This window comes from Cupriavidus sp. 22TCCZM01-5 (assembly GCF_057798915.1).
Genome location: NZ_JBYOJR010000003.1, coordinates 44,073 through 66,791 on the forward strand (window position 1 = coordinate 44,073; position 22,719 = coordinate 66,791).

The 22,719-nt window shown below is 59.6% G+C and carries 21 protein-coding genes and 1 tRNA gene; 10 read left to right on the plus strand and 12 right to left on the minus strand.

The window, feature by feature from the left end; translation table 11 throughout:
• Positions 1 to 129: 129 nt before the first annotated feature.
• The 6 genes from AC3FNH_RS03800 to AC3FNH_RS03825 form a co-directional block, all read right to left on the minus strand.
• Complete coding sequence (locus AC3FNH_RS03800) at positions 130 to 900, minus strand: bestrophin-like domain (protein WP_488719119.1); 771 nt, start codon at positions 898 to 900, stop codon at positions 130 to 132.
• A 313-nt stretch (positions 901 to 1,213) separates the two neighbouring features.
• Positions 1,214 to 1,720 carry a hypothetical protein gene (locus AC3FNH_RS03805; protein WP_488719120.1) on the minus strand — a complete coding sequence of 169 codons (507 nt, stop codon included), beginning with the start codon at positions 1,718 to 1,720 and terminating at the stop codon, positions 1,214 to 1,216.
• 232 nt (positions 1,721 to 1,952) lie between these two features.
• Positions 1,953 to 2,144, minus strand: coding sequence for a hypothetical protein (locus AC3FNH_RS03810; RefSeq protein WP_488719121.1), 192 nt, complete (start codon positions 2,142 to 2,144; stop codon positions 1,953 to 1,955).
• 177 nt (positions 2,145 to 2,321) lie between these two features.
• A complete protein-coding gene (locus AC3FNH_RS03815) occupies positions 2,322 to 2,822 on the minus strand; it encodes a TPM domain-containing protein (protein ID WP_488719122.1) in 501 nt (166 codons plus the stop codon).
• A complete protein-coding gene (locus tag AC3FNH_RS03820; protein ID WP_488719123.1) occupies positions 2,822 to 3,673 on the minus strand; it encodes a TPM domain-containing protein in 852 nt (283 codons plus the stop codon). The genes AC3FNH_RS03815 and AC3FNH_RS03820 overlap by 1 nt, the downstream gene beginning before the upstream one ends.
• On the minus strand, positions 3,670 to 4,260 hold the full coding sequence (locus AC3FNH_RS03825) for a LemA family protein (protein WP_488719247.1): 591 nt from the start codon (positions 4,258 to 4,260) through the stop codon (positions 3,670 to 3,672). The genes AC3FNH_RS03820 and AC3FNH_RS03825 overlap by 4 nt, the downstream gene beginning before the upstream one ends.
• A gap of 263 nt (positions 4,261 to 4,523) precedes the next feature.
• On the opposite strand from AC3FNH_RS03825, the gene AC3FNH_RS03830 reads away from it, so the two are divergent.
• From AC3FNH_RS03830 to AC3FNH_RS03875, 10 genes are all read left to right on the plus strand, one after another.
• Positions 4,524 to 5,705: a methionine adenosyltransferase gene (locus AC3FNH_RS03830; RefSeq protein WP_488719124.1), complete on the plus strand. Its 1,182-nt coding sequence runs from the start codon at positions 4,524 to 4,526 to the stop codon at positions 5,703 to 5,705.
• A gap of 146 nt (positions 5,706 to 5,851) precedes the next feature.
• Positions 5,852 to 8,314: a heavy metal translocating P-type ATPase gene (locus AC3FNH_RS03835; RefSeq protein ID WP_488719125.1), complete on the plus strand. Its 2,463-nt coding sequence runs from the start codon at positions 5,852 to 5,854 to the stop codon at positions 8,312 to 8,314.
• Complete coding sequence (locus AC3FNH_RS03840) at positions 8,311 to 8,532, plus strand: hypothetical protein (protein WP_276097794.1); 222 nt, start codon at positions 8,311 to 8,313, stop codon at positions 8,530 to 8,532. The genes AC3FNH_RS03835 and AC3FNH_RS03840 overlap by 4 nt, the downstream gene beginning before the upstream one ends.
• A 15-nt stretch (positions 8,533 to 8,547) precedes the next feature.
• A complete protein-coding gene (locus AC3FNH_RS03845) occupies positions 8,548 to 8,856 on the plus strand; it encodes a YHS domain-containing protein (protein ID WP_488719126.1) in 309 nt (102 codons plus the stop codon).
• 36 nt (positions 8,857 to 8,892) lie between these two features.
• The gene (locus tag AC3FNH_RS03850) at positions 8,893 to 9,153 is read left to right on the plus strand and encodes a DUF2933 domain-containing protein (protein WP_488719127.1); all 261 of its coding nucleotides are present in this window, start codon (positions 8,893 to 8,895) and stop codon (positions 9,151 to 9,153) included.
• Complete coding sequence (locus tag AC3FNH_RS03855) at positions 9,153 to 9,818, plus strand: methyltransferase family protein (protein ID WP_488719248.1); 666 nt, start codon at positions 9,153 to 9,155, stop codon at positions 9,816 to 9,818. Before AC3FNH_RS03850 ends, AC3FNH_RS03855 begins: the two co-directional genes overlap by 1 nt.
• A 36-nt stretch (positions 9,819 to 9,854) precedes the next feature.
• Positions 9,855 to 10,121, plus strand: a complete 267-nt coding sequence (locus tag AC3FNH_RS03860) for a DUF5676 family membrane protein (RefSeq protein WP_488719128.1) — start codon at positions 9,855 to 9,857, stop codon at positions 10,119 to 10,121.
• 154 nt (positions 10,122 to 10,275) lie between these two features.
• The gene (gene ftsH, locus AC3FNH_RS03865) at positions 10,276 to 12,213 is read left to right on the plus strand and encodes an ATP-dependent zinc metalloprotease FtsH (RefSeq protein WP_488719129.1); all 1,938 of its coding nucleotides are present in this window, start codon (positions 10,276 to 10,278) and stop codon (positions 12,211 to 12,213) included.
• Complete coding sequence (ppk2, locus tag AC3FNH_RS03870) at positions 12,194 to 12,997, plus strand: polyphosphate kinase 2 (RefSeq protein WP_488719130.1); 804 nt, start codon at positions 12,194 to 12,196, stop codon at positions 12,995 to 12,997. The genes ftsH and ppk2 overlap by 20 nt, the downstream gene beginning before the upstream one ends.
• A gap of 44 nt (positions 12,998 to 13,041) precedes the next feature.
• Complete coding sequence (locus AC3FNH_RS03875) at positions 13,042 to 15,477, plus strand: heavy metal translocating P-type ATPase (RefSeq protein WP_488719131.1); 2,436 nt, start codon at positions 13,042 to 13,044, stop codon at positions 15,475 to 15,477.
• A 532-nt stretch (positions 15,478 to 16,009) separates the two neighbouring features.
• Here the strand turns inward: AC3FNH_RS03875 and AC3FNH_RS03880 are convergent.
• The 6 genes from AC3FNH_RS03880 to AC3FNH_RS03905 all read right to left on the minus strand — a co-directional run bounded on the left by AC3FNH_RS03880 (position 16,010) and on the right by AC3FNH_RS03905 (position 22,617).
• Positions 16,010 to 16,225, minus strand: coding sequence for a DUF3330 domain-containing protein (locus AC3FNH_RS03880; protein WP_488719132.1), 216 nt, complete (start codon positions 16,223 to 16,225; stop codon positions 16,010 to 16,012).
• An 820-nt stretch (positions 16,226 to 17,045) separates the two neighbouring features.
• Positions 17,046 to 17,564 (minus strand): hypothetical protein, encoded by a 519-nt coding sequence (locus tag AC3FNH_RS03885; RefSeq protein ID WP_488719133.1) that lies wholly within the window; start codon positions 17,562 to 17,564, stop codon positions 17,046 to 17,048.
• Positions 17,565 to 18,634: 1,070 nt separating this feature from the next.
• Positions 18,635 to 18,728, minus strand: a tRNA-Ser gene (locus tag AC3FNH_RS03890).
• Positions 18,729 to 18,859: 131 nt separating this feature from the next.
• On the minus strand, positions 18,860 to 20,110 hold the full coding sequence (locus AC3FNH_RS03895; protein WP_276097803.1) for an aspartate kinase: 1,251 nt from the start codon (positions 20,108 to 20,110) through the stop codon (positions 18,860 to 18,862).
• Positions 20,111 to 20,195: 85 nt separating this feature from the next.
• Positions 20,196 to 21,680, minus strand: a complete 1,485-nt coding sequence (tilS, locus tag AC3FNH_RS03900) for a tRNA lysidine(34) synthetase TilS (protein WP_488719134.1) — start codon at positions 21,678 to 21,680, stop codon at positions 20,196 to 20,198.
• Positions 21,646 to 22,617: an acetyl-CoA carboxylase carboxyltransferase subunit alpha gene (locus AC3FNH_RS03905; RefSeq protein WP_276097804.1), complete on the minus strand. Its 972-nt coding sequence runs from the start codon at positions 22,615 to 22,617 to the stop codon at positions 21,646 to 21,648. Before AC3FNH_RS03905 ends, tilS begins: the two co-directional genes overlap by 35 nt.
• Positions 22,618 to 22,719: the final 102 nt, after the last annotated feature.

A 22,719-nucleotide genomic window follows, 5' to 3' on the forward strand; every position in this document is an offset into this window, starting at 1 on the left:
TCTGGTTCGCTCCAGAGCTTGGGCTGGATCAAAGTCGGCCCATCTAGCCGCGCACTGTGGCGCAATGGATATATCGTAACTGTCCGACCAAGCCCCAGTGCCCCAACACTAGGATGGTCGAACTAGCCTCTAGTGCGCGTGAATCGACGAAGCCAGACGCATGAGGTTATATGGCTCCACATGGATCAGCCCACCGCGGGGACTATCGATGTCGGCAATCAGGGCGAATGAAACGCCTACCACCATTGGCAATACCAGCAGCAGATTGCCCGTCGACTCGGCCTTGCGCAGGCCGTATCCAACCAGTGCGTTACTGCATGCGGCCACCAGAAGCATTAGCGTCCAGGCTGAGTCCGGAATCCGGTTCCACCAGGATGACTGGGTATAGCCTTCCGCATTCAGCACGTCGTTCATGCCAGCAACAACCAGTCCGATGATGACATTCGGTTTATCTGCCGCATTGCGTTCCACGACCGACCATAGACGGGCGTGCAGAGCTGCGGTGGCAGTGTCAATCTGCTGAAGCTTGCGGGCGTCATGGACCGTAAAGAACGCCAGACGGCGCTGCACATATTCGCGAAGCAGGCTGCGCACCTGCTCCCCACCCGCCGCCGGCAACAATCCCGCGCGTACATACTCAGTCCCGATGGCGTTGGCCTCGGCCTCTTCATAAAGTTTTCGCTGATCATAACGGCTGACCGCCATGGCAAAACAAAAGCCAATCAGTAGCCCGAGCAGCGTGAGTACCGCAGCCTGAATGATGCCCACATCCTGCCGCACGTTCTCGGCCGGTCCGCGCAAGCCGCGGATGGCCATCGCTCCGATCTTCTCTGCTAACCAGAGCAGACTGAACGTCACCAGGAAGACCAGCAGGGGATAGTCTCTGATGGTGGTAGCCATGACCTTCTCCCTATGAGTATCGGGTGCGGATACGATGTTTTCCCGACGCCTGCGCGTTGCCCGAAGATCACGATTGACGTTACGGCTCCCAGCCATATTTCCGCATTGCAATCTCCCTCAAGCGCAGAAAGCGGTTGAAGTCCCGCATCCGGCCCCTGACATTGGCCGTGGTGGCGCGGCGCAGAAAAAAATCGGGCAGACTTGTCCTGGCCGGTGGCTGGCGCAGGCGGGTGGCCCTGGTATCTGCGCCGTTATACATACACACCGACCGAGTTACTTCGAGCCGCTCCGCAGTCCTTGGCGTGTTTCCTGGCTACCGTGCCGGCGGCATCATCATGTACTGATGCTGCATCATGTTATTCATCATCATCTGCTGCATGCCCATGTACTGGTCCATCATGTACTGTCGCTGCTTCATTTGCTCAGGCGTGAGTTTTGAATAGTAGCCGCCCATCTGGCCCCAGCCCATCATAGGCCCACCCATCATGCCGCGTCCCATCATGTGCCCGCCGCCCATCATTCCTGCGCCCCACATCTCATGCATCATGGCCATCGTCGCCTGCATGGTTGTCCAGTGGTCTTGCAGTAGCTTTTGACGCTCCTGCGGGTCCTGAGTCTGACGAATTTTGTCCATCTGCTCCTGCATCTTCCGCATGTTCTCCTGGACCTGCGCCATCTGTTTGTCGAACTCAGCGACATTGGATTGCTGTTGCTGTGACTGAGCGCCCTTCGTGGCGGACTTACTTTGCTGGGCAAGAACTGGCGTAATCGAAAGCACGCCGGCGGAGAACATTGCCACGAAAAATTGTTTCTTGTTCATTTCACTTCCTCCGTTCGACCAACAAAGAACCCAAGGCCAACATTGCCAAACTGAGCATCCCCGCCCATAGATGTGATTCGAAATCGAAGCTCTCTCTGGAACTCGCGCCACACGTCCCAGACGGGCATCCCTTTCATAAGACTATTGCCCGTCGAAGAAGCAAGCTTGATATAAGACAAGGTTGTGTTGGCAGGAAGGTCCTAGTCGGAGCTCTCCGAGTTGTGGACCACACTCATTGCTTGATAGGAAGCAAGCCTTGGAAGTATTCTTCAATATTCGCCACGACGGATGGTGTGGCGGTCTCCCGCAGGGATTCCAGAAACTCTTCGAATGCCTGTTCGATGGTAGCCAGTTCGCCAAGCAAGGGCCAAGCGCCAAATTCCGGAAACAGGTTGCCAAGAACCCCGCCAAAGAGACCCGTCAAGGCAAATGTGCGCAGGCCGGCTACGCGCCCTCGGGCAATTCGCGCTCATGCCATCCACGCTCCAAGCCAATCAGGAGACCGACCGTCAGTGCTGCCACCAAGACCGTGGCCTCGTGAGGTATTCCGAGTGGCGTCAAGTCTGTTCTCCGCCAAGAACTCCGCGCGGACTATCGCGACTTACAGAATCACTGGCGTGTTGAGCAATTCGTCCGTGCCGCCAACACCGGCGGGAAAGTATCTCGCCAGGAGGTTGCCAATGGCCTCTATGCCTCGAAGCACTCCCAGCTGGAATTCTTTCCGGCGAAAGGCGTCCTCCATCTCTCGGCAAATGGCGTCCCACTCTCCTCGCTGCACCTTCGCATGGATGCCACGATCAGCAACAATCTCAACGCTGCGGTCTGCCAGCAAGAGGTAAATCAGAACGCCATTGTTGTGTTCAGTATCCCAGACTCGCAGTTGCGAGAACACTTCAATGGCACGGTCACGGGCAGAAAGTCCCTTGAGCAGGCCCGACCAGCTCAGCGCTCCCTCTACGGCGAATCGCAGCTGTCCGATGTGGGTGGACTCGCTTGTCGCGATGGCCTGCTCGATTGCGAGTAAGGTTTCGCGCGGGAAGGTCCGCCTGACTCGCCAGTGCGTCATCAGGAGATGTCGCGCCATGCGCTGGAGATTCGCCATTACCATTTCCCCGAGGCGCCACCGCCGCCAAAGCCACCACCGCCACCACCAAATCCGCCTCGTCCGGACCCGCCACCGAAGCCGCCACGACCGCCAATACCCCGCAAGCCCATGTGGGAGCCACCAAACATCGTAAAGAAGAGCGCAATAGCGCCAGCCATTACGCCGACAGCGATTGCTCCGGAAAGTAGCCATCCGATAATGCCGACAACGCCTCCGGTAGCAACGGCACCTGGGCCTCTGCCAAAGAGGGAGCGCAGCATTCCACCCACTACGAGCGTCAGCACCAGTATGACTGGCAGGAATTGCCGCACCGAGTCATCGCCGCGCTCGCCTCTTGATGGCCTCGGTGGGGGCAACGGCTCGCCGTTGATGACACCGATGATGCGTTCGACGCCAGCCGTGACGCCGCCATAGAAGTCCCCCTGCTTGAAGCGCGGAACGATGTCATCGCTGATGACGCGCTTGCTCATGGCGTCGGTGAGTACGCCTTCCAGTCCGTAGCCAACCTCGATGCGGACTGTCCGGTCGTCCTTGGCGATGATGAGCAGCGCGCCGTCATCCGTTCCCTTCCGCCCGAGCTTCCATTGCTCGACCACGCGCATGGAGTACTGCGCAATGTCCTCGGGTTGCGTTGTGGGGACCATCAGTACCCCTATCTGACTTCCCTTCTCACTCTCGAAAGCTTGCAGTCTTTGTTCGAGGGCAGCCCTTTGTTCGCTTGTCAGCGTGCCGGTCAGGTCGGTCACCCGCGCCGTCAGGGCGGGAACGGCAACATCCGCCGCCGCACCCAGAGACACAAAAGCCAGAAAGGCCAGAAACAGGCCTCTTGCAACCGGAAGCCATTTCACTTGGCACTCCCAGGGGCACTGGCCGGAGCGGCACCGAATTCAACTTGCGGTGGCTTGGCTATTGCCGTCTCGCTTGCCACCGTGAAGTTGGGCTTCTCCTTGAAGCCAAAAGCCATTGCCGTCAGATTTGAAGGCAACGAACGCACGGTCACGTTGTACGCTTGAACGGACTGGATATACCGGTTTCTCGCGACGGTTATCCGATTCTCGGTACCCTCGAGTTGGGACTGCAAATCCCTGAAGCCCGCGTCGGCCTTCAGTTGTGGGTAGTTCTCGGAAACTGCCAGAAGCCTGGACAAGGTCCCCGACAACTGCTGCTGCGCGGCCTGGAATTGGGCGAACGCCTTCGGGTCATTCAGGGTCTCGGGCGTGACCTGGATGGTGCCAACGCGTGCTCGCGCCTCTGTCACCGCTGTCAGAACCTCACGCTCATGGCTGGCGTAGCCTTTCACGGTGTTCACGAGATTCGGCACCAGGTCGGCCCGGCGTTGGTACTGGTTTACAACCTCCGACCAGCTTGCCTCGACCTGTTCATCCTGCGACTGAATTGTGTTGTAGCCGCATCCTGTCAGACTTACCAGGAGCATTGCCGCCAGTACCAACCATAGCTTGCGCACGAGACACCCCCGTTCTTTCGCTGCCGTCGCCTGCAGAGCCAACAATTCGTACCGTGAGCGTGCAGGATACAGCTTGCCCTATCAAAAATCGGGTTTCCATCACTCATCCTAGGTTGTGTGGCGGGCCGATTGCTTGATTTGCCTCAACATCGACAAGCAATGGGCGGACCGAGCGTCCGCGCACTTGGCCGGCTGCATAAAATGACTCTATCTGGTGCCTATTGGGGTAGGTGATGCCGGCAGCCGAGAGCATTGCGATTTCCGTCTCAACTGCGCCGTCGCGGTGGATGGACCAGACCGAGATGTGCGAGCACAAAGGCGTCGGGCACCCAGACAGCCTTTGCGACGGCGCCGTCGAGGCTGCAGCCCATGCCCTGTGCCGTGCCTATCTGGACGACTATGGGTCAATCCAGCATTTCAATCTCGACAAGGCGCTCCTCATCGGCGGTATGAGTGAGCCGAAATTCGGTGGCGGGCAGCTCTTGCGACCTATGCGCTTGGTGGTCTCGGGCCCGGTCACCGAATTGCCATCTGCCAAGGCTGAGCAAATCGTTGAGCAGGCCATTCGTGATTATCTCGTGGCCTGCTTAGGCGGGGCCGGCGACGATATTCGGGTAGAGCCCATACTCCGACCTTCGGCCCCAAACCTCCAGCGCGTCACCGGCACATCCGTCCCACTGTCGAATGATACGTCCTTCGGTGTGGGGTACGCGCCACTTTCCAGCCTTGAAAGAGCTGTACTCTGGGCTGCGCGGTTACTGCGCGCAAGTGAATTTATGACCTCTTTTCCGGCGGCCGGAAATGACTTCAAAGTCATGGGTAGTCGACTCGATGGGCATCATCGTCTCACCGTCGCGCTGGCGTTTGTTGACCGCTATATAAGCGCGGTCGATGAATACTTCACTGTGAAGAGCCAGATTGCGTCATACCTTACGGAACGCATCGAACCGGCGGTTGAGGTTGCTATCAATACCCTGGACGACCGCGATGCCAGGGATGAAAGTGGAATCTACCTGACCGTCACTGGACTGAGCGCGGAGCATGGTGATGACGGCCAGGTGGGTCGCGGAAACCGGGTCAACGGCTTGATTACACCGTATCGGCCAATGTCCTTGGAAGCCGCAGCGGGAAAGAACCCGGCGGCGCATGTTGGCAAGCTCTATAACGTGCTGGCCCACAGATTGGCCGGACTTATTGCGACGGACGTTGACGGCGTCAACGAGGTCGTAGTGCGGCTTCTTTCCGGTATTGGCCGGCCAATCAACCAGCCACAACTGGCAGCCATCGATGTTGTAGCGGAACAGAGGCTCTCGTCGACTCAGCAACAGGAAATCCGTGAGCTACTCCGGCAGCAGCTGGCCAACCTTCCCACGTTGGTCAAGGAGTTGGCGACAGGGACGATTCCGGTGTTCTAAGGCCTTCTCCATACACTAAGGCACCATTTTCGAGCATCGCCCTCTTAGAGATTCCTTGATTGACATCAATAAGCAAGTTCCCCGAAGGACGAGACTATTAAAGTAAATCCTGCCTTGCAGCCGCCAATCGCCCCCAGGAGGATGGCATGTCGACCAGGTCCGCTACCCCTACAGTTGGGGAAGAATCCACCATTATGGGTGGGCACGCGCCCCAACCGACAAGTCACCTGGATACCGCTCGCCAGCAATATGTGCGCGACCCTGTTTGTGGCATGGAAGTTTCTCCCGGGGAAGCGGCCGCCAGCGCGGAAGTCGACCACAAACGCTATTGGTTCTGCTCCAGCCACTGCGAGCAGATATTCCTCGCCAACCCGGCCCAATATATTCCCCCTCCAACAGACGACCCTGCCCCGGCAGGTGCGAGCGTTCCGTCGCCTGGCATGGCCACCCATGCTCCCGCGACCACCGGCGGTGCCAAGCAATTCGCCAAGGACCCCATTTGCGGAATGATGGTGGACAAGGCGACGGCCCTGTCCGCCGAGCGTGGCAACCGCAAGTACTACTTCTGCAGCGAGAGTTGTCTACGGACTTTCGAATCGCCAGAGAGCGAGTTGAAGGCCATGAAGACACGCGTGACGATTGCCCTCACGGGCGTCCTCGCGCTTGCTGTGCTGCGGGCGGGTGCGTTCCTGGCCCTGGCAGCCGGCGCCACCCTGCTGACGTGGGCACCGATTCCGGCCCTGCCTTGGTTCACGTGGGGCATGTGGCTGTTCTTGTTGGTCACGCCAGTGCAGTTCATCGGCGGCTGGAGCTTCTACAAGGGCGCGTGGAACGCCATCCGAACCCGCAACATCAACATGGACTTCCTCATCGCATTGGGAACGTCCGTCGCGTACTTCTACAGCGTGGTGGTGCTGTTCTTTCCAACCTGGTTGCCAGTTAAGGTCGAAGAGCGGGACGTCTATTTTGAGGTGTCGGCGGTCATTATTGCCTTCGTGCTGCTTGGCAAGTACATGGAGGAAATCATCAAGAAGAAGTCGTCGGCGGCGGTACGACGCTTGCTCGACCTTCGTCCGGCCGTCGCGCATGTGTTGCGTGATGGGAAGGAAGTGGAAATCCCGGCCGAAAGCATCATGGTGGGCGAGGCCGTTGTCGTGCGCCCGGGCGAGAAGATTCCCACGGATGGCAAGGTCGTGGAGGGTGAGTCCAGCGTCGACGAGTCAATGTTGACAGGCGAGTCGATGCCCGTTGAGAAGAAGCCAGGTACTGCCGTCATTGGAGGCACCCTGAACCGCAGCGGCGCCTTTACCTTCCAGGCGACAAAGATTGGAGCCGATACCGCGCTCGCCCAGATTATCAAGATGGTCGAGGACGCCCAGGCCAGTACCGCGCAGATTCAGCGGCTGGCGGACCAGGTCACCGGCTACTTCGTGCCCGCCGTGGTTTCCGTTGCCGTGTTGGCCCTGGTGGGTTGGAGCGTCGCGGGACACTTCCCCCACGGACTGCTCGCGTTTGTGGCGGTTCTAATCATCTCTTGCCCGTGTGCCCTCGGTGTCGCGACCCCTGCCGCCCTCATGGTCGGCGTCGGCAAGGGCGCGGATAACGGCATTCTGATTCGCGGCGGTGAAGTGCTGGAGCGTGCTGAGAAGCTCACGGCGGTCGTGTTTGACAAGACGGGAACGATTACGCGGGGAGAGCCTACTGTCACCGATGTCATCTCGTTCTCGAATCACGAGGAATCAACCCTGTTGACCCTTGCGGCAGCCGTCGAAAGTGGCTCTGAGCATCCTCTGGGCGAAGCCATCGTACGCGCCGCGCAACATCGCGGCCTCGCCATTCCCAAGGCTGCCAGCATCAGTGCCTTGTCAGGCATGGGCATTCAGGGGCAGGTCGACGGGCAAAAGACTTGGCTCGGGAATCGGCGTCTGTTTGGGCGTCAGGGAATCCCGATCGGTGACGCTGAGTCGGTGCTGCAAAGGCTCGAGGCCGACGGAAAGACCGCCATGCTGGTAGGCGCTGGTAATACGCTGCTTGGCGTGGTCGCAGTGGCCGACACGGTGAAGCCAGAAGCCGAAGAGGCTGTCGCCGCCTTGAGGGCACGCAACATCAAAGTGGTGCTGTTAAGCGGAGACAACCGTCGGACGGCGGAGGCCATCGGCCGGCAGGTCGGCATCGACCGCGTGATTGCCGAAGTCATGCCGGAAGATAAGGTCGAAACCATTCAGGCCTTGCAGAAGCAGAGCGAAGTCGTGGCGATGGTGGGTGACGGCGTGAACGACGCGCCCGCCCTTGCAGCAGCCGACATCGGTATTGCCATCGGCTCTGGCTCGGACGTCGCCAAGGAAACAGGAAGCATCATCCTCATTCGCGACGATGTTCGTGATGTGGTCGCGTCTATCGAGCTCTCGCGCGCCACGATGCGCAAAATCAAGCAGAACCTCTTCTGGGCATTCGTCTACAACACCATTGGCATCCCGGTCGCCGCCTTCGGACTATTGAACCCTATCTTTGCAGCGGCGGCTATGGCGCTGTCCTCATTGAGCGTCGTAGCCAACTCCGCGCTGCTTAAGCGTGTGCGGCTTGGCCAGTCCAGTACGGAGGCGACATGAAACATACCGTCGCATGGATTTGCGCGGCACTGGCGACGTTGCTTGCTGTCGCCGTCGTGTACTGGTTTGGTGTATCGCCACTCACGCTATTGGTCGCCGTCTTTCTGCTGTCCTGCCCACTCGTCGTAGTTTGGGTTAGCTGGCGGCTTTCGCGTCAGTGCGAGCGCGACATTCAACAGGCCGTGGAACGCGAGCGCAAGGCCAGAGGCAATCCTTGACGAGGAAGACTTCACATGAACTGGCTCTCACAAAATCTGACGTGGCTCCTGCTTAGCGGAATGGGTCTCGGAGCCCTGATGGCGTGGCGGCGCTTCACGAGCCGTCGAACCAATCAAGACGGCGGGCAACGCTACACAACCCAGGAGTACGGCTCCACTGCCCGCGACCCCGTCACTGGCAACACGGTCAATACCGCGCACGCCATCACTTCAAACTTTGAGGGGCGTACCTTCTTCTTTGAATCCGAAGCTTCCCGCACGGTCTTTCAGCAAGACCCGGAAAGATATGTGCACCGACATCATCGCAACCACGGTTGCTGCTAAGCAACATCCCGTTTCTTCCCCTGGTTGGAGGCAGGTATGAATCACGACCATAGCAGTCACGGGCACCCAGACGATACGGAGGGAAAGATTTCCCGCTCCAAGCTGGTCACGATTGGCTTTCTTTTGGTGATTGGCTACTTCCTCTGGACGGAGCACCAGGCTCACGTCATTCAGTTCCTGCCGTTCCTGCTTCTGGCGGCTTGCCCGTTGATGCATCTCTTCATGCATCACGGCCATGGACACGGTCACGGGCAGCGCGACGAGCCGAAGGACATGGGCAACAAGGGAGAGCGATGATGGAACACAACGCACAAAACGGCTACGGCCTTTGGTCGCTGGTAATTATTAACTCGGCGGTCTTCCTCATCTTTGCCTTCAGCTTTACCAAGCCGAAGACCGCTCGGGACTGGCGCTCCTTTGGAGCCTTCTCGGCGTTCATCGTGGCGCTCTTCACCGAGATGTATGGGATTCCCCTGACCATCTATCTCCTGTTGCCATGGCTGTCGGCGAAGTTTCCCGGTATCGACTTCCTGTCCCATGATGCCGGCCATCTTCCGGAGATGATTTTCGGCTGGCGGGGCAATCCCCACCTGGGCCCCTTCCACATCGCCAGCGACATCCTGATTTTTGGCGGATTCCTCATGCTATCTGCGGCGTGGCGAGTCTTGTACAAGTCTCAGCAAGAACACACCTTGGCCACCACCGGGCTCTACGCCCGTATGCGGCATCCGCAATATGTGGCGTTCATCCTGATTATGTTGGGATTCCTGCTGCAATGGCCCACGATACTCACATTCGCGATGTTCCCCATCCTGGTCTGGATGTACGTTCGCCTTGCCAAGGCAGAGGAGCAGGACGCACTGGCGGAATTTGGACAGGAATATGAGGCATACCGGCAAAGAACCCCCGGTTTCATCCCGCACTTCCGCGGTGGGGATATGCCTCAGACCAAGCCTCACTGAGGCTAGGCGGGAACCCCGTTGCAATTGGAGGCTGCCATGAATCCCTTCAAAACTGGTGTGACGTTGTCAGCCACGGTCGTGCTCTTCTACGCTTTGTGCACGCTCGTCTGGATGGCAGTCCCCGAGCCCTTCATGAACTTCATGAACGCGCTCTTTCACGGGCTTGATTTCCGACGCCTTCAGACTGGCGAACCGGTGTCCTGGTGGTCCGTCATCTACCCGGCCATTGTGTTTGCAGTCTGGTTCTTTGCTGCCGGCAGCTTCTTTGCCTGGCTCTTTAACACCCTAAGGAGCGACCGCTGACCCCGACCGATGGCATTGACGGTTATGGAGCTCCCACCATGGACTGAACTTTGGTGTAACGCTGGCTCGTTGTTGAGGCCGGATGGGCTCGGTGGTCGTGCAGACAGCACTGGCCGCCGAGCTTTTTGATTGACCACAGGATGGAAAGGCCCTCATGGAACCGCGTCAACAATTTTCCCTTTGGTACATACTCGCGGCGGTCACAGCGATGCTCGTCCTTCAGAGCTTCTTTACTCCTTCTCACGTCGAGACGCTACCGTACAGTGATTTCAAGGTCTTATTGAAGGCTGGCAAGGTCAGGAATGTCACACTCGGGGAAGGAGCCATCACCGGAACGCTGAACACCGATGGCATCGAAAATCTGCTTCCCAAACAACAGGCCGATGAGATGCTGCAGCAGGGAAAGGGAGACCACGCATTCTCGACCGTTCGCGTCAACGACCCTAATCTGGTTCAAGACCTCGAAGCGGCCAAGGTGCGCTTCGTCGGGCAGGCCGACAACAAATGGATTGGCGCTCTGCTGTCATGGATTGTCCCTGCACTACTGTTCTTTTTCATCTGGAGCTTCCTCATTAAACGAGTGGGAGCTGGCGCCGGCGGCATGATGGAAATTGGCAAGAGTAAGGCCAAGGTCTATATGCAGAAGGAGACCGGCGTGACCTTTGCCGACGTTGCCGGTATCGACGAAGCGAAGGAAGAGCTCGCGGAAATAGTCAACTTCCTGAAGGACCCCCTGCGCTACCGGCGCCTCGGCGGCAAGATTCCCAAGGGGGTATTGCTGCTAGGTGCACCGGGAACTGGCAAGACGCTTCTGGCAAAGGCAGTCGCGGGGGAAGCCGGCGTTCCATTTTTTAGCATGAGCGGCTCGGAGTTCGTGGAGATGTTTGTCGGCGTAGGTGCAGCGCGCGTTCGCGACCTCTTCAACCAGGCCGAGACCAAGGCACCCTGCATCATCTTCATTGACGAACTCGACGCGCTGGGCAAAACCCGTGCCCTCGGTGCAGTTACCGGCAACGACGAGCGCGAACAGACTCTGAACCAGTTGTTGGTCGAGATGGACGGCTTTGATACCAACAAAGGCGTCATCATCATGGCCGCGACCAACCGGCCGGAAATACTGGACCCAGCACTCTTGCGCCCCGGGCGGTTTGACCGTCATGTTGCGCTGGACCGGCCAGACCTGAAGGGCCGCGAGCAGATTCTCAAGGTACACGTCAAGAACGTCGTCCTTGCGCCCACTGTCGACCTGACAAAACTGGCAGCCCGCACGCCCGGTTTCGCTGGTGCCGACCTGGCCAATCTCGTCAACGAAGCTGCGCTTCTTGCCGCTCGCAAGGGCAAAGACGCGGTGGACATGACTGATTTCGATGAGGCGCTTGACCGCATCGTAGGCGGACTCGAGAAGAAGAATCGCCTAATGAATCCGCAGGAAAAGGAAACCATTGCCTACCACGAGGCTGGTCACGCTATCGTGGCGGAATTGCGCCCTCGGACTGACCGGGTCTCCAAGGTGTCGATTATCCCGCGAGGCGTCGCCGCCCTGGGCTACACGCAGCAGACCCCCACAGAAGACCGCTATCTCCTGAAGCAGAGCGAACTGTATGACCGGCTAGACGTCCTGCTGGGTGGGCGCATTGCCGAGCAGATTGTCTACGGAGACGTTTCAACTGGAGCACAGAACGACCTTCAACGTGCCACCGACATGGCTCGGCAGATGATTACGCGGTTCGGCATGAGCGAGCAGCTTGGGCTTGCCACTTATGAGGATATGCGGAATCCGCTCTTCAACGAAGCGGGCATGATGCCCCGTGACCTGAAGGAGTACAGCGAGAGCACTGCACAAATCATTGATGCAGAGGTCCGCAAGATTCTGGGTGACGCGAGCCTGCGGGTGAAGCAGACGCTGCTGGCGAATCGGCACAAGCTTGACGCACTGGCAAAGCTTCTCCTCGAACAGGAGGTGGTAGACCGACCTGCCCTGGACCTGCTGCTCTCCGAAAAAGTCACCACGCTAACACCCGGGAAGCCCCACCCAGCCACGCCCGCTGCGCCAGATGTACGGAAGGGAAATCATGAAAATGAAGGCAAGTAGCCACAGCGCTACATCCGAGGTAAGCGCGATTTCCCATGAGAACTACGAGGGGAACCTCCACCTGCTGCAAATTGAACTGGTCAAGCTGCAGAAACACTTCATCTACTGCAATGACCGGATTCTGGTGATTTTTGAAGGCAGGGATGCTGCCGGGAAGGATGGCACCATCAAACGCATTATCGAACATCTCAGCCCTCGTGAAACCCGCGTGGTCGCGCTGGGAAAGCCTTCCGACCGCGACCGGGGCTCCTGGTACTTCCAGCGCTATACCGCCGAACTCCCAGCCGCTGGCGAGTTCACGCTCTTCAATCGCAGCTGGTACAACCGAGCGGGCGTGGAACACGTGATGGGCTTCTGCACTGATGACGAGCACGAGGAGTTCATGGCAAGCGTTCCGGAGTTCGAAGGGATGCTCGTGCGCTCCGGGATTCGTCTTATCAAGTACTACCTGGACATCAGTAAAGCCGAACAGAAGAAGCGCATCGAAGAGCGCCGTCGAGACCCGCTAAAGCAATGGAAAGTCAGCCCCATCGACGAGCAAGCAGTATCGCTCTGGAAGAAGTACAGCAAGGCGCGCAACGAGATGTTTGCTCGGACCAGCGACATCGTGCCATGGAACGTCGTGCGCGCCGACGACAAACGTGTCGCGCGCCTCAGTGTCATCAAGGATTTACTGACCCGTCTGCACTATGCGAACAAAGATAAAGAGCTGATAAGTCCCAATCTCGAAGTGGTGTTCCCCTATGCAGAGGAACATCTGGTGAGCGGTGCGATTGCGAAGTGATGCTGTAGCTCGTTGCGAACCCACGTACAGCAAGGATGGATAAGATGAAGACTAGTATCATCGAAGTAGGAGGTCTCCTGTCTGTCCTCAGCGCGCGCGGGGTCGAGAAGCAGCTTGCACGCCTACCCGGAGTTGTCCGGGTGGAGGTCAACTGCGTCTCCGGTAGCACCACGGTCGAGTATGACGATACGGTGACGAGTCTAAGCGCCATCAAGGCGAAGCTCGAAGAGTGCGGCCACCATTGCCATGGTGAACTGGTGCCACGGCACATCTGCACGCCAGAAGACCCGCCGGGCGGCCTCGTCGCAAGCGGCATTGTTGGCGAGCACGCGCACACAGCAGCCCGGCTAGCCGCGCTTGGCAGACACCCGGACCGTATCCATGCGGCTACACACGGTGCGAAAGGGAAAGCAGAAGCCCACACTACACATGGCCAGATGGCCCGTGACATGGGGCACGGCGCGGGCATGGATATGGGGGAAATGGTGCGCGATATGCGCAACCGGTTCTGGATTTGCCTGGTGTTCACCATCCCCATCTTTCTCTACGCGCCGATGGGAATGCAGATTCCCATGCCGAGTCCGCCATTCGGCCTGGGCATGAACCAGTGGCTGTTCCTGCTGGCGAGCGCGGCCATCCTGTATCCAAGTTGGCCCTTCTTCGTATCCGCGTGGCGCGCCCTCCGGGACGGCACGCTCAACATGGCCACACTGGTTGTCCTCTCTGTCGGTACGGGCTATCTGTTCAGCGTCGGAGCGACTTTCTTCTTTCCGGGAGAGCAGTTCTACGAGGCCTCGGCAGTCCTCCTGGTATTTGTCCTCCTGGGACATTGGTTGGAGATGCGCGCGCGTGCTGGCGCATCGGACGCCATTCGCTCGCTGATGAATCTGGCGCCACCCAAGGCCACGGTACTGCGCGATGGCCGCGAGTTCGAGATAGCGACAGCCGATGTCAAGCTAGGGGACATCGTTATCATCCGCCCTGGCAACAAGATTCCTGCTGACGGTGCGATTATCGATGGTGTATCCCAAGTGGATGAATCGATGTTGACCGGAGAATCGCTTCCCGTGCGGAAGGGACCAGGCGACAGCGTCATCGGCGCCACGATTAACAAGAGCGGCAGCTTCCGCTACCGAGCGACGCGGGTCGGGAGTGACACTGCTCTGGCGCAAATCGTGAAGATGGTGCAAGAGGCTCAGAACTCCAAAGCACCTGCACAACTGCTGGCGGACCGCGCCTCGCAGTGGCTCGTGCTCGCCGCTCTCGGCATTGGCATAGCGACTTTTGTCATCTGGTATGGCTGGTTGGGCCAGACCTTGCTGTTTGCCATGACCCTCACCATTACAGTCTTCGTCATTGCCTGCCCCGATGCGCTTGGGCTGGCAACCCCGATGGCGGTTATGGTTGGGACCGGGCTGGGGGCCATGAACGGGATTCTGTTCAAGAATGCTTCTGCCTTGGAGGATGCCACCAAGCTTGACGTGGTCGTCTTCGACAAGACGGGTACCCTGACCATGGGCGAACCGGATGTGGTGGATATCTTCGCGCACCAAGACGTCGATGCAAATGCGATGCTCGCGCTTGCGGCATCGGTGGAACAAGCGTCAGAGCACCCTCTGGCTCAGGCCATTCTCAAACGAGCTAGCGGCCTTGCGATGTTGGCGACAACTAACTTTACCAATATCGACGGTATGGGTGCCAAGGCGGTAGTTGACGGACGAGTAGCACTACTCGGCAACCGCGTCCTGATGACCACACACGGGGTGGATATGAATGGCCTGACTGAAAAGGCCGACCAGATGCAGGGTGCGGGCCGGACGGTCATCCACGTCGCCTACGGCGGAAAACTGTTTGGCTTGATTGCCATTGCCGATGCCACGCGACCAACCTCTGCAGCTGCGGTCAAGAAGCTGCGTGAACGAGGCGTGCAGGTGGCGATGCTGACTGGGGATAACAAGGCCACAGCGGAGCGTATCGGTGCAAGCTTGGGCATTGAGTTAGTGCTGTCGGACGTGTTGCCTGGGCAAAAAGCCGAGAAGGTCAAGGAACTGCAGGCGCAGGGCAAGAAGGTTGGCATGGTGGGCGATGGCATCAACGACGCACCTGCGCTAACCCAGGCGGACGTCGGCTTCGCGATTGGCGCCGGCACGGACGTCGCGATGGAAAGCGCGGACATCGTGCTCATGAAGAGCGACCCGTTTGATGTGGTCGGGGCCATCGAGCTGTCGCGCGCAACGCTGCGCAAGATGCACCAGAACCTATGGTGGGCGGTCGCCTACAATCTCATTGCCTTTCCATTGGCAGCGGGTGTGCTGTACCCGTTCACATTAAGCCCAGCGATTGCTGCACTGTCCATGTCCGGCAGCTCTGCCTTGGTAGCGGTCAATGCGCTGTTGCTCAAGCGCACCAAGCTCGCGGGCATTCGCGCTCCATCACCGCCAGTGTCGCCTTCAGATGTGGCTGCACCGGTGGCCAGTTGAGCGGTGTGTACGTGGACGCGGACACAGATTGCCGGCGTTACTGACGACTACGGACTCTTTGCACTGACGGCCATCGCGGCTTCGCCGTTGCCGCAAACGCCGGCCCTCGTGTTTGTCGCGCTAGCGGAGGCTGTTCCGCAGCAGTCAGCATTTGCTCGCGGTTTTATTGGACGACAATAGTCTCTCTCTCGCCAGCGTCATAGCGACCCGGCAGCAGGAAACTCTGGACCTGCGTTCCCGTCGACTGGAAGCTAAAGACGTCGTTTCTCCGCCATGAGAGCGAAATCGGGGCCGAACCCGAGATGGGCGTCTCGTTGAAATTACAACCAATAGTCCAATCGCAGCCGTACGAGTCCGGTTGAACTGCGCCGCACCGAACTGCCAGCTTCATCCTCGCCGCAGCTCCTGCTTCCGTTGGAGCCCTCAGTGCAAGAGGTGACCAGGGCTCGCTTTGCTCGGGAGATAACCCGTCCCAACATGGATGCCGCGACGCTGGCGGTGGGGCTCCAGGCAGCGTTGTGGAATTGCCTGCTCACGCTGGTGGCCCGATGGAAGGCGGCGCAGTCTCCTGCTGCACGACTTTCTCTGGGAACTGACGACGCCACTGTGCATAGCAGTCCAGACCGCAGAAGTAGACGACGTAGTCGCATGCCTCGGGGACGATCGCCTCGGACTGTGGTACTTCCTTCATACAGACCTCGCAGGGGACGTGAACGAGGTCTTTGGGTGGGGCAAGCTTGTTGGTCATGATTCGACTCCCGGCACCGCGGCGGTGATTCTTCGCAGCAGCGGCGCATAAACGTCAATCGCCCGATGGCTGGCGAACGGATCTTCGTGGAGCAACGATACGGAATCCTCTCAAATTAAGGATCCTCTATTGCAGAGCGCCGTGGTTGATATGCATCAAGGCAAGGCCACGGCAAGCAGTCGGGACGCCATAGTGCAGTTGCGCTGGTCATCTCCAACGATGGCGGGCGCCCGGGCGCCTGCTCCAGGACTCGCCCCTCGTCTATCGCCGAAGCGTTGGGCCATGGCTCGAGGTCTGGATGGACGGTGGCATACACGGCAGCCAATACGTGCTCAGGGCTCCGGGGCTTTGGGCACGCGGCACGATGCTCTGACGCAGCTTCCTCCATGGCTTGGCGCGCCGGCATCATCACGTGACCGCGGATCGACGCCAGCAAGCAGGACCTGACGATGGCCTTCTGGGACGCAGCCTGCGTGGGCAGGAGTCCCTTAGCGCGCATTGGACGTGCGTTTAAAACCGCTTTTCTTCCCGCGCGGTCACTTGACGAGAAAGGCGCGGACAGCGCAACTGGCAAGGACAGGCATCAAACAAACCTAGACAACCTGCGACACTTGGAACGTAGACATCCAGGCCAAAGTTCACGGGTCGGCCTTTTGGCGCCAGCCTAAATGTCTTGCGCGATCCATGGGTCGTAAAGGCTTCCGAAACGGTGCCCCCGGCGCCTCAGCCCCCATCTTCGGAATGCGGTTGAGGAAAGAGAGAATGTAGCGCCAGAAAAACGGGAACCCTGCCACACGGCACTTATTGCGACGCGCAGCAATTACTTGCTTGGATTCGTCTTCATGGAAAAATCAAGAAATTCCTGATCTTTTGCCTTTGGTATTTTGAATTTTATGAATCCATACCCAAGCGAAGTATGGCAAGCGTTGCAACCATTGACAGCCTCGGAAAAATGTCGGTTGAATTGGTTGATATCTTGTTTTTCGATCGCCTTGCTCAGCGGCAATAGGTACGTTTGCTCATTTGCTTTTAGCATCGAGGCGCGCTGAGGTCTCGTTACCTCACCAACCTCTTGCGCTTCCAGTAGCTCCTTGAGTTCATATTGTGCAAGGCCCCAGTTTCCGCCATTAGCTGCCCAGTAAATTTCGACAAAGCGGCGACCCATCTCGTGCATTACGGCGCCAAGACCCGGCTGAATGGATGCGATGGCATCAACTCGCTTTTCCAGCGAACCTTTTTCGATGCTCTTCTCCGCCTCGCCCATCGTCTGTGCCGATAGCCAAGTTGCGGTGAACATTGAGACTAGAAGGAGCAGACCGCGTAGCGCAAAGGTGTTCATCACAGTAGCTCGTCAATTTTTTGAACGATGAATATGCCCTCCGCCACAGCGCCGAGAAGCGATCGTCTGGGCGGTTGGAGTCGCCAGGAACGGCCACAAGCGACGCGACCATGCCCACTCCCCATTGAAGGCCAGCGTCAAAGTAATGACAACCTAATCGAACCGCCTCTTCGTGTATCGCTAGAAGCGGATCAAAACCAGACCCAGAGGCACTTGACATAGGGCAGCCAAAGACCGGAAGGCCATTCTGTCAGCCGTATCTGTCACAAATTCATATGCACCCAAAGACACACCGGTTGGGAGGTCAGGGTCGGTCAGAGGCGGCAGCAGCTTTTTGCGGTGGGCATTCGAGGTGTCATTTGCCCATTGGCGCGACTGGATATGGGATATTTGTCCTTCCCGTGCAAATGGATACGGTTGAAGAGAAAATTCTTCGTTATATCAATGACTTGCAAAAATACCACAGTGCTATTTTTCTATGCCGTAAGTCGTTGGTGACATTGGAAAGTTCGCATCTCAGCGTATCAATCTGCGCGGAAAGCGCGACCCCCAAGTTGAAGGACGAAGGTCGCCGGCCCAAGATCGGAAGCCCTGCGCGCATTGTAGGTGCCTCATTGGCCTCTTGGTAGCTGGTCGTCAGCCCCCGCTTTTGGGCAGTCTCCAAGAAAACTCCACAGACGGTGAGCCCTTCGGCGTTGGGGTGGCAGACCGCCGGCGACGGTGATGGTGGCGACTCGACCCCTGAGGGTTGACCGGGATTCGAAGTTGAAGGACGGAGGTGCAAAATTCGACCAGCTTGGCGGCGTACGATTGGCCTCGCCGACCGAATTGGTGGGCAGGCGAAAGCAGACTTCTTTGCGAACGTTGCCGACGACCAGACGACGCACGTCAGCCGGTACGTGCCATCCGAAAATACGGAGCGCCTTTACGGACTTTGATGTAGGAGGAGTATTTCATGGAAGCCACCAATCCATGGTACGCCGTTTGGTACAAACGACGGGACAGCGGCACGGACATAGTAGCCCGATTTTAGGCCAGAACCCGGCCCCCGCAGGGGCCGGGCAGTCTTCTGGCGGAGACGGAGGGATTCGAACCCTCGATCCAGGTTTTGGCCCAGATGCTCCCTTAGCAGGGGAGTGCCTTCGACCTCTCGGCCACGTCTCCCAAACTTGCGTTGTTCGAGGGAGCCGAACAACGAAGCGCAAATTCTAGCGATACCTTCGTGGTTGGTCAACGAAAAATCGATAACTCAACACAAAAAATTTCGGCGTCGCCAGAAAAAACTTACGAACGGATCAGGCCTGTTCCAGTTCGAACGCCTTGTGCAACGCGCGCACGGCGAGTTCCATGTACTTCTCGTCGATCAGCACCGAGATCTTGATTTCCGAGGTGGAGATCATCTGGATGTTGATGCCCTCTTCCGACAGCGTGCGGAACATCTTGCTGGCGACGCCAACGTGCGAGCGCATGCCCACGCCGACCACCGAGACTTTCGACACCTTCGGGTCGCCCGAAACGTTGGCCGCGCCAACGTGCGGCTTGACGCTGTCGTTCAGCAGCGACAGCGTGCGCTGGTAGTCGCCGCGCGGCACGGTGAACGTGAAGTCGGTCTTGCCGTCCACCGACTGGTTCTGGATGATCATGTCGACGTCGATGTTGGCGTCGGCGACCGGACCCAGGATCTGGTACGCGATACCCGGCTTGTCGGGCACGCCCAGGACGGTGATCTTGGCTTCATCGCGGGCAAAGGCGATGCCGGAGATGACTGCGGCTTCCATGTTGGAATCTTCCTCAAAAGTGATCAGCGTGCCCGAGTTGATTTCCTGCTCGAGCGGCATAAGCGGGTCGGTCAGCGACGACAGCACGCGGGTCTTCACGCGGTACTTGCCTGCGAATTCCACCGAACGGATCTGCAGCACCTTGGAGCCCAGGCTGGCCATTTCCAGCATTTCCTCGAAGGTGATCTTGTCCAGGCGGCGGGCGTCTTCGACCACGCGCGGATCGGTGGTGTACACGCCATCCACGTCGGTGTAGATCAGGCATTCGTCGGCCTCGATGGCGGCGGCAATGGCCACGGCCGAGGTGTCCGAGCCGCCACGGCCCAGCGTCGTGATGTTGCCGTCGTCGTCAATGCCCTGGAAGCCGGTGATGACCACCACGCGGCCGGCGTCGAGATCGCCAAGGATGCGCTCGTCGTCGATCGACTCGATGCGGGCCTTGGTATAGGACGAATCGGTCTTCACCGGCACCTGCCAGCCCGTGTAGCTCACGGCGTCGATATTCTCGCCGTGCAGCGCAATGGCCAGCAGCGCGACGCTGGCCTGTTCGCCGGTCGAGGCGAGCATGTCCAGTTCACGCGGATCCGGCTGTGCCGAAATCTCCTTGGCGAGTCCCAGCAGGCGATTGGTTTCGCCCGACATGGCCGAAGGCACCACGACTACGCGGTGACCGGCGCGGTGCCACTTGGCCACGCGCTTGGCGACATTCTTGATGCGTTCCGTGGAACCCATCGAAGTGCCGCCGTATTTGTGAACGATGAGAGCCATCTTCTTGTCGACGCCAGCGATTGTGCAAAGCTCTTGAAAATACACGAACCACGCCCATCAGGCAAGGCGCAGCCGCTTTGGCAAGTCACCGAAAGTGATCCTGCGGCCGGCCTTGCGTTATTCCGTGTGTGCCGGCGGCCACCTGCACCCACTCGACACGCCAACGTGGCGCGTGTGGCGCCTCGTCCCAGCGTCTATGCATGCCCAGCCCCGCAGCCAGCACCAGCGCATCTCCGGCCCAAAGCAGCGGCAGCCAGCACCGCCGCCAGCGCGGCACACCGGCCTCCTGGTAAGCCTGCTTGAGCGCACGCGCGGGACCGCCGGGCCGCAGCACGATGCGCTCGCCGCCATGGCGCGCGGCAAGCCGCAGCGGCTGCCGCAGCACGGCTTCGGGCACGCCGAAGGTGTCGTCGCGCGTGAAGCGAAGTTCGCCGCGCCAGGCCGGCACCACAATGCGCGCTTCACCGCGCCACGCAAATGCCTGCGGCGCTGGCCGCGTATTGGGCTCGGGCCGGCAGGCCAGCACCCTGCCCTGGAACCGCCGCAGCACCAGGCCGTCATGGGGAATGGCCGGCTCGCCACCACCATGGTCGAGCAATTGTTCGCGCATGGCGGCCAACCTCGCCGTCGACGGGGCCCGTACGCCGAGGTCGCGCAGCCAGAGACGCAGCACGGCGTCGGCATGGGATGCGGGCAATTCCCGCAGGCCTCGCAGGTCCAACTCGGCCAGCGTGTCGGCATCGCGGCCCGGCACAACCAACCTCGCCAGAGCGGTGCTTGCCAGGTCATCGAGCATGCTGACGGCTTGGGCGAAATGGCCAGCCGCCTGTGCAACGTTCGCGCGTAGCGCCGGGAATGCCTGCTCAAGCTGTGGCAGTTGCGCGCGCAGCGCATTGCGTGCGTATCGCGTGCTGTCGTTGGATGGGTCTTCGATCCAGGTCAGCTCATGCGCGGCGCAATAGCCATCGATATCGGCGCGCGGCACGTCCAGCCACGGCCTCAGCAAGGCGATGTCACCGTCTTCATCCAGTCTGCGCATGGCAGGCATGCCGGCCATGCCTGCCACGCCCGCGCCGCGAAAAAGCCGCAGCAGCACGGTTTCAACCTGATCGTCGAGGTGGTGGGCAAACAGCAGCAGCCCGGCCCCGCTCGCGCGGCACATCTCGCCCAGCGCCGCATAGCGTGCGCGCCGCGCGGCTGCCTCGACGCCCTCGCCCGTGCCGGCCTGTACCGTGACACGCCGCACGAAATAGCCAATCTGCCAGCGCGCGCACAGGTCCGCGCAGAACCTGTCCCAGTCGTCCGCCTGCGCCTGCAGGCCATGGTGCACGTGCAGTGCCACCACGCGGGCTGGCAGGTTCCATGCGGAAACGGCGGCCTGCGCGGCATGCAGCAGCGCCACCGAATCGCGGCCGCCGGACAGCGCCACGGCTACCGCCAATTCGGCTTGACCGGACGCCGCGCCGCCAGAAACAACAAAGGCCGCACTGGCCTGGAGGGCCTGTGCGACCTTGTCGGTCAGGCGGTCGGACAACTCAGTCCTGGACGCCGGTTTCCTTGAACTTGCCATAGGCGAGCAGGCGCTCGTAGCGGCGCGCTTGCAGCTCCTTCACGCTCACGCCCTGGAACTGGCGCAGCGATTCAGCCAGGGAACGCTTGAGCATGGCGGCCATGCCCTTGACGTCGCGGTGGGCGCCGCCCAGCGGCTCGCTGACGATCTTGTCGATCAGGCCCAGCGCCTTCAGGCGGTGGGCGGTCAGGCCCAGGGCTTCCGCGGCTTCCGGCGCCTTCTCGGCCGTCTTCCAAAGGATCGACGCGCAGCCTTCCGGCGAGATCACCGCGTAGGTCGCGAATTGCAGCATCTGCACCACATCGCCGACGGCAATGGCCAGGGCACCACCCGAGCCACCTTCGCCGATGATCGTGGCAATCAGGGGCACCTTGAGGCCGGCCATCACGTAGAGGTTATGGCCGATGGCTTCCGACTGGCCACGCTCTTCGGCATCGATGCCAGGGAACGCGCCCGGCGTATCCACGAACGTGAAGATCGGCAGGCCGAACTTGTCGGCCAGCTCCATCAGGCGCTTGGCCTTGCGATAGCCCTCGGGCTTGGGCATGCCGAAATTGCGCAAGGCGCGCTCTTTCGTGTCACGGCCCTTCTGGTGGCCGATGACCATGCACGACTGGCCGTTGAAGCGGGCCAGGCCGCCGACGATCGAAAGGTCGTCGGCAAAGGTGCGATCGCCATGCAGCTCGTGGAAATCGGTGAAGATCTCACGCACATAGTCGAGCGTGTATGGGCGCTGCGGATGACGGGCGATCTGCGCAACCTGCCACGGGGTCAGGTTGGCGTAGATGTCCTTGGTGAGCTGCTGGCTCTTGCCAGCCAGCCGCGAAATCTCTTCGGAAATATCGACAGCCGAATCGTCCTGCACGAAACGCAGTTCTTCGATCTTTGCCTCGAGTTCGGCAATGGGCTGCTCAAAATCCAGGAAGGTGGTTTTCATAAAATCACACGTACCTGTCTGTGAAGGGGCGCATTCTACCGGAATTTGGCCGCTATCTTTGCGCCGGGCAGATAGCCTTTACTGCACCTGCAGCTACTTTTT

What these genes read in the sequence shown, in the direction of transcription:
- AC3FNH_RS03800 (WP_488719119.1), bottom strand. Translation starts at nt 900, where the DNA reads ATGGCTACCACCATCAGAGACTATCCCCTGCTGGTCTTCCTGGTGACG.
- AC3FNH_RS03805 (WP_488719120.1), bottom strand. Translation starts at nt 1,720, where the DNA reads ATGAACAAGAAACAATTTTTCGTGGCAATGTTCTCCGCCGGCGTGCTT.
- AC3FNH_RS03815 (WP_488719122.1), bottom strand. Translation starts at nt 2,822, where the DNA reads ATGGCGAATCTCCAGCGCATGGCGCGACATCTCCTGATGACGCACTGG.
- AC3FNH_RS03825 (WP_488719247.1), bottom strand. Translation starts at nt 4,260, where the DNA reads ATGCTCCTGGTAAGTCTGACAGGATGCGGCTACAACACAATTCAGTCG.
- AC3FNH_RS03830 (WP_488719124.1), top strand. Translation starts at nt 4,524, where the DNA reads ATGCCGGCAGCCGAGAGCATTGCGATTTCCGTCTCAACTGCGCCGTCG.
- AC3FNH_RS03835 (WP_488719125.1), top strand. Translation starts at nt 5,852, where the DNA reads ATGTCGACCAGGTCCGCTACCCCTACAGTTGGGGAAGAATCCACCATT.
- AC3FNH_RS03840 (WP_276097794.1), top strand. Translation starts at nt 8,311, where the DNA reads ATGAAACATACCGTCGCATGGATTTGCGCGGCACTGGCGACGTTGCTT.
- AC3FNH_RS03845 (WP_488719126.1), top strand. Translation starts at nt 8,548, where the DNA reads ATGAACTGGCTCTCACAAAATCTGACGTGGCTCCTGCTTAGCGGAATG.
- AC3FNH_RS03850 (WP_488719127.1), top strand. Translation starts at nt 8,893, where the DNA reads ATGAATCACGACCATAGCAGTCACGGGCACCCAGACGATACGGAGGGA.
- AC3FNH_RS03855 (WP_488719248.1), top strand. Translation starts at nt 9,153, where the DNA reads ATGGAACACAACGCACAAAACGGCTACGGCCTTTGGTCGCTGGTAATT.
- AC3FNH_RS03860 (WP_488719128.1), top strand. Translation starts at nt 9,855, where the DNA reads ATGAATCCCTTCAAAACTGGTGTGACGTTGTCAGCCACGGTCGTGCTC.
- ftsH (WP_488719129.1), top strand. Translation starts at nt 10,276, where the DNA reads ATGGAACCGCGTCAACAATTTTCCCTTTGGTACATACTCGCGGCGGTC.
- ppk2 (WP_488719130.1), top strand. Translation starts at nt 12,194, where the DNA reads ATGAAAATGAAGGCAAGTAGCCACAGCGCTACATCCGAGGTAAGCGCG.
- AC3FNH_RS03875 (WP_488719131.1), top strand. Translation starts at nt 13,042, where the DNA reads ATGAAGACTAGTATCATCGAAGTAGGAGGTCTCCTGTCTGTCCTCAGC.
- AC3FNH_RS03880 (WP_488719132.1), bottom strand. Translation starts at nt 16,225, where the DNA reads ATGACCAACAAGCTTGCCCCACCCAAAGACCTCGTTCACGTCCCCTGC.
- AC3FNH_RS03885 (WP_488719133.1), bottom strand. Translation starts at nt 17,564, where the DNA reads ATGAACACCTTTGCGCTACGCGGTCTGCTCCTTCTAGTCTCAATGTTC.
- AC3FNH_RS03895 (WP_276097803.1), bottom strand. Translation starts at nt 20,110, where the DNA reads ATGGCTCTCATCGTTCACAAATACGGCGGCACTTCGATGGGTTCCACG.
- tilS (WP_488719134.1), bottom strand. Translation starts at nt 21,680, where the DNA reads ATGGCAAGTTCAAGGAAACCGGCGTCCAGGACTGAGTTGTCCGACCGC.
- AC3FNH_RS03905 (WP_276097804.1), bottom strand. Translation starts at nt 22,617, where the DNA reads ATGAAAACCACCTTCCTGGATTTTGAGCAGCCCATTGCCGAACTCGAG.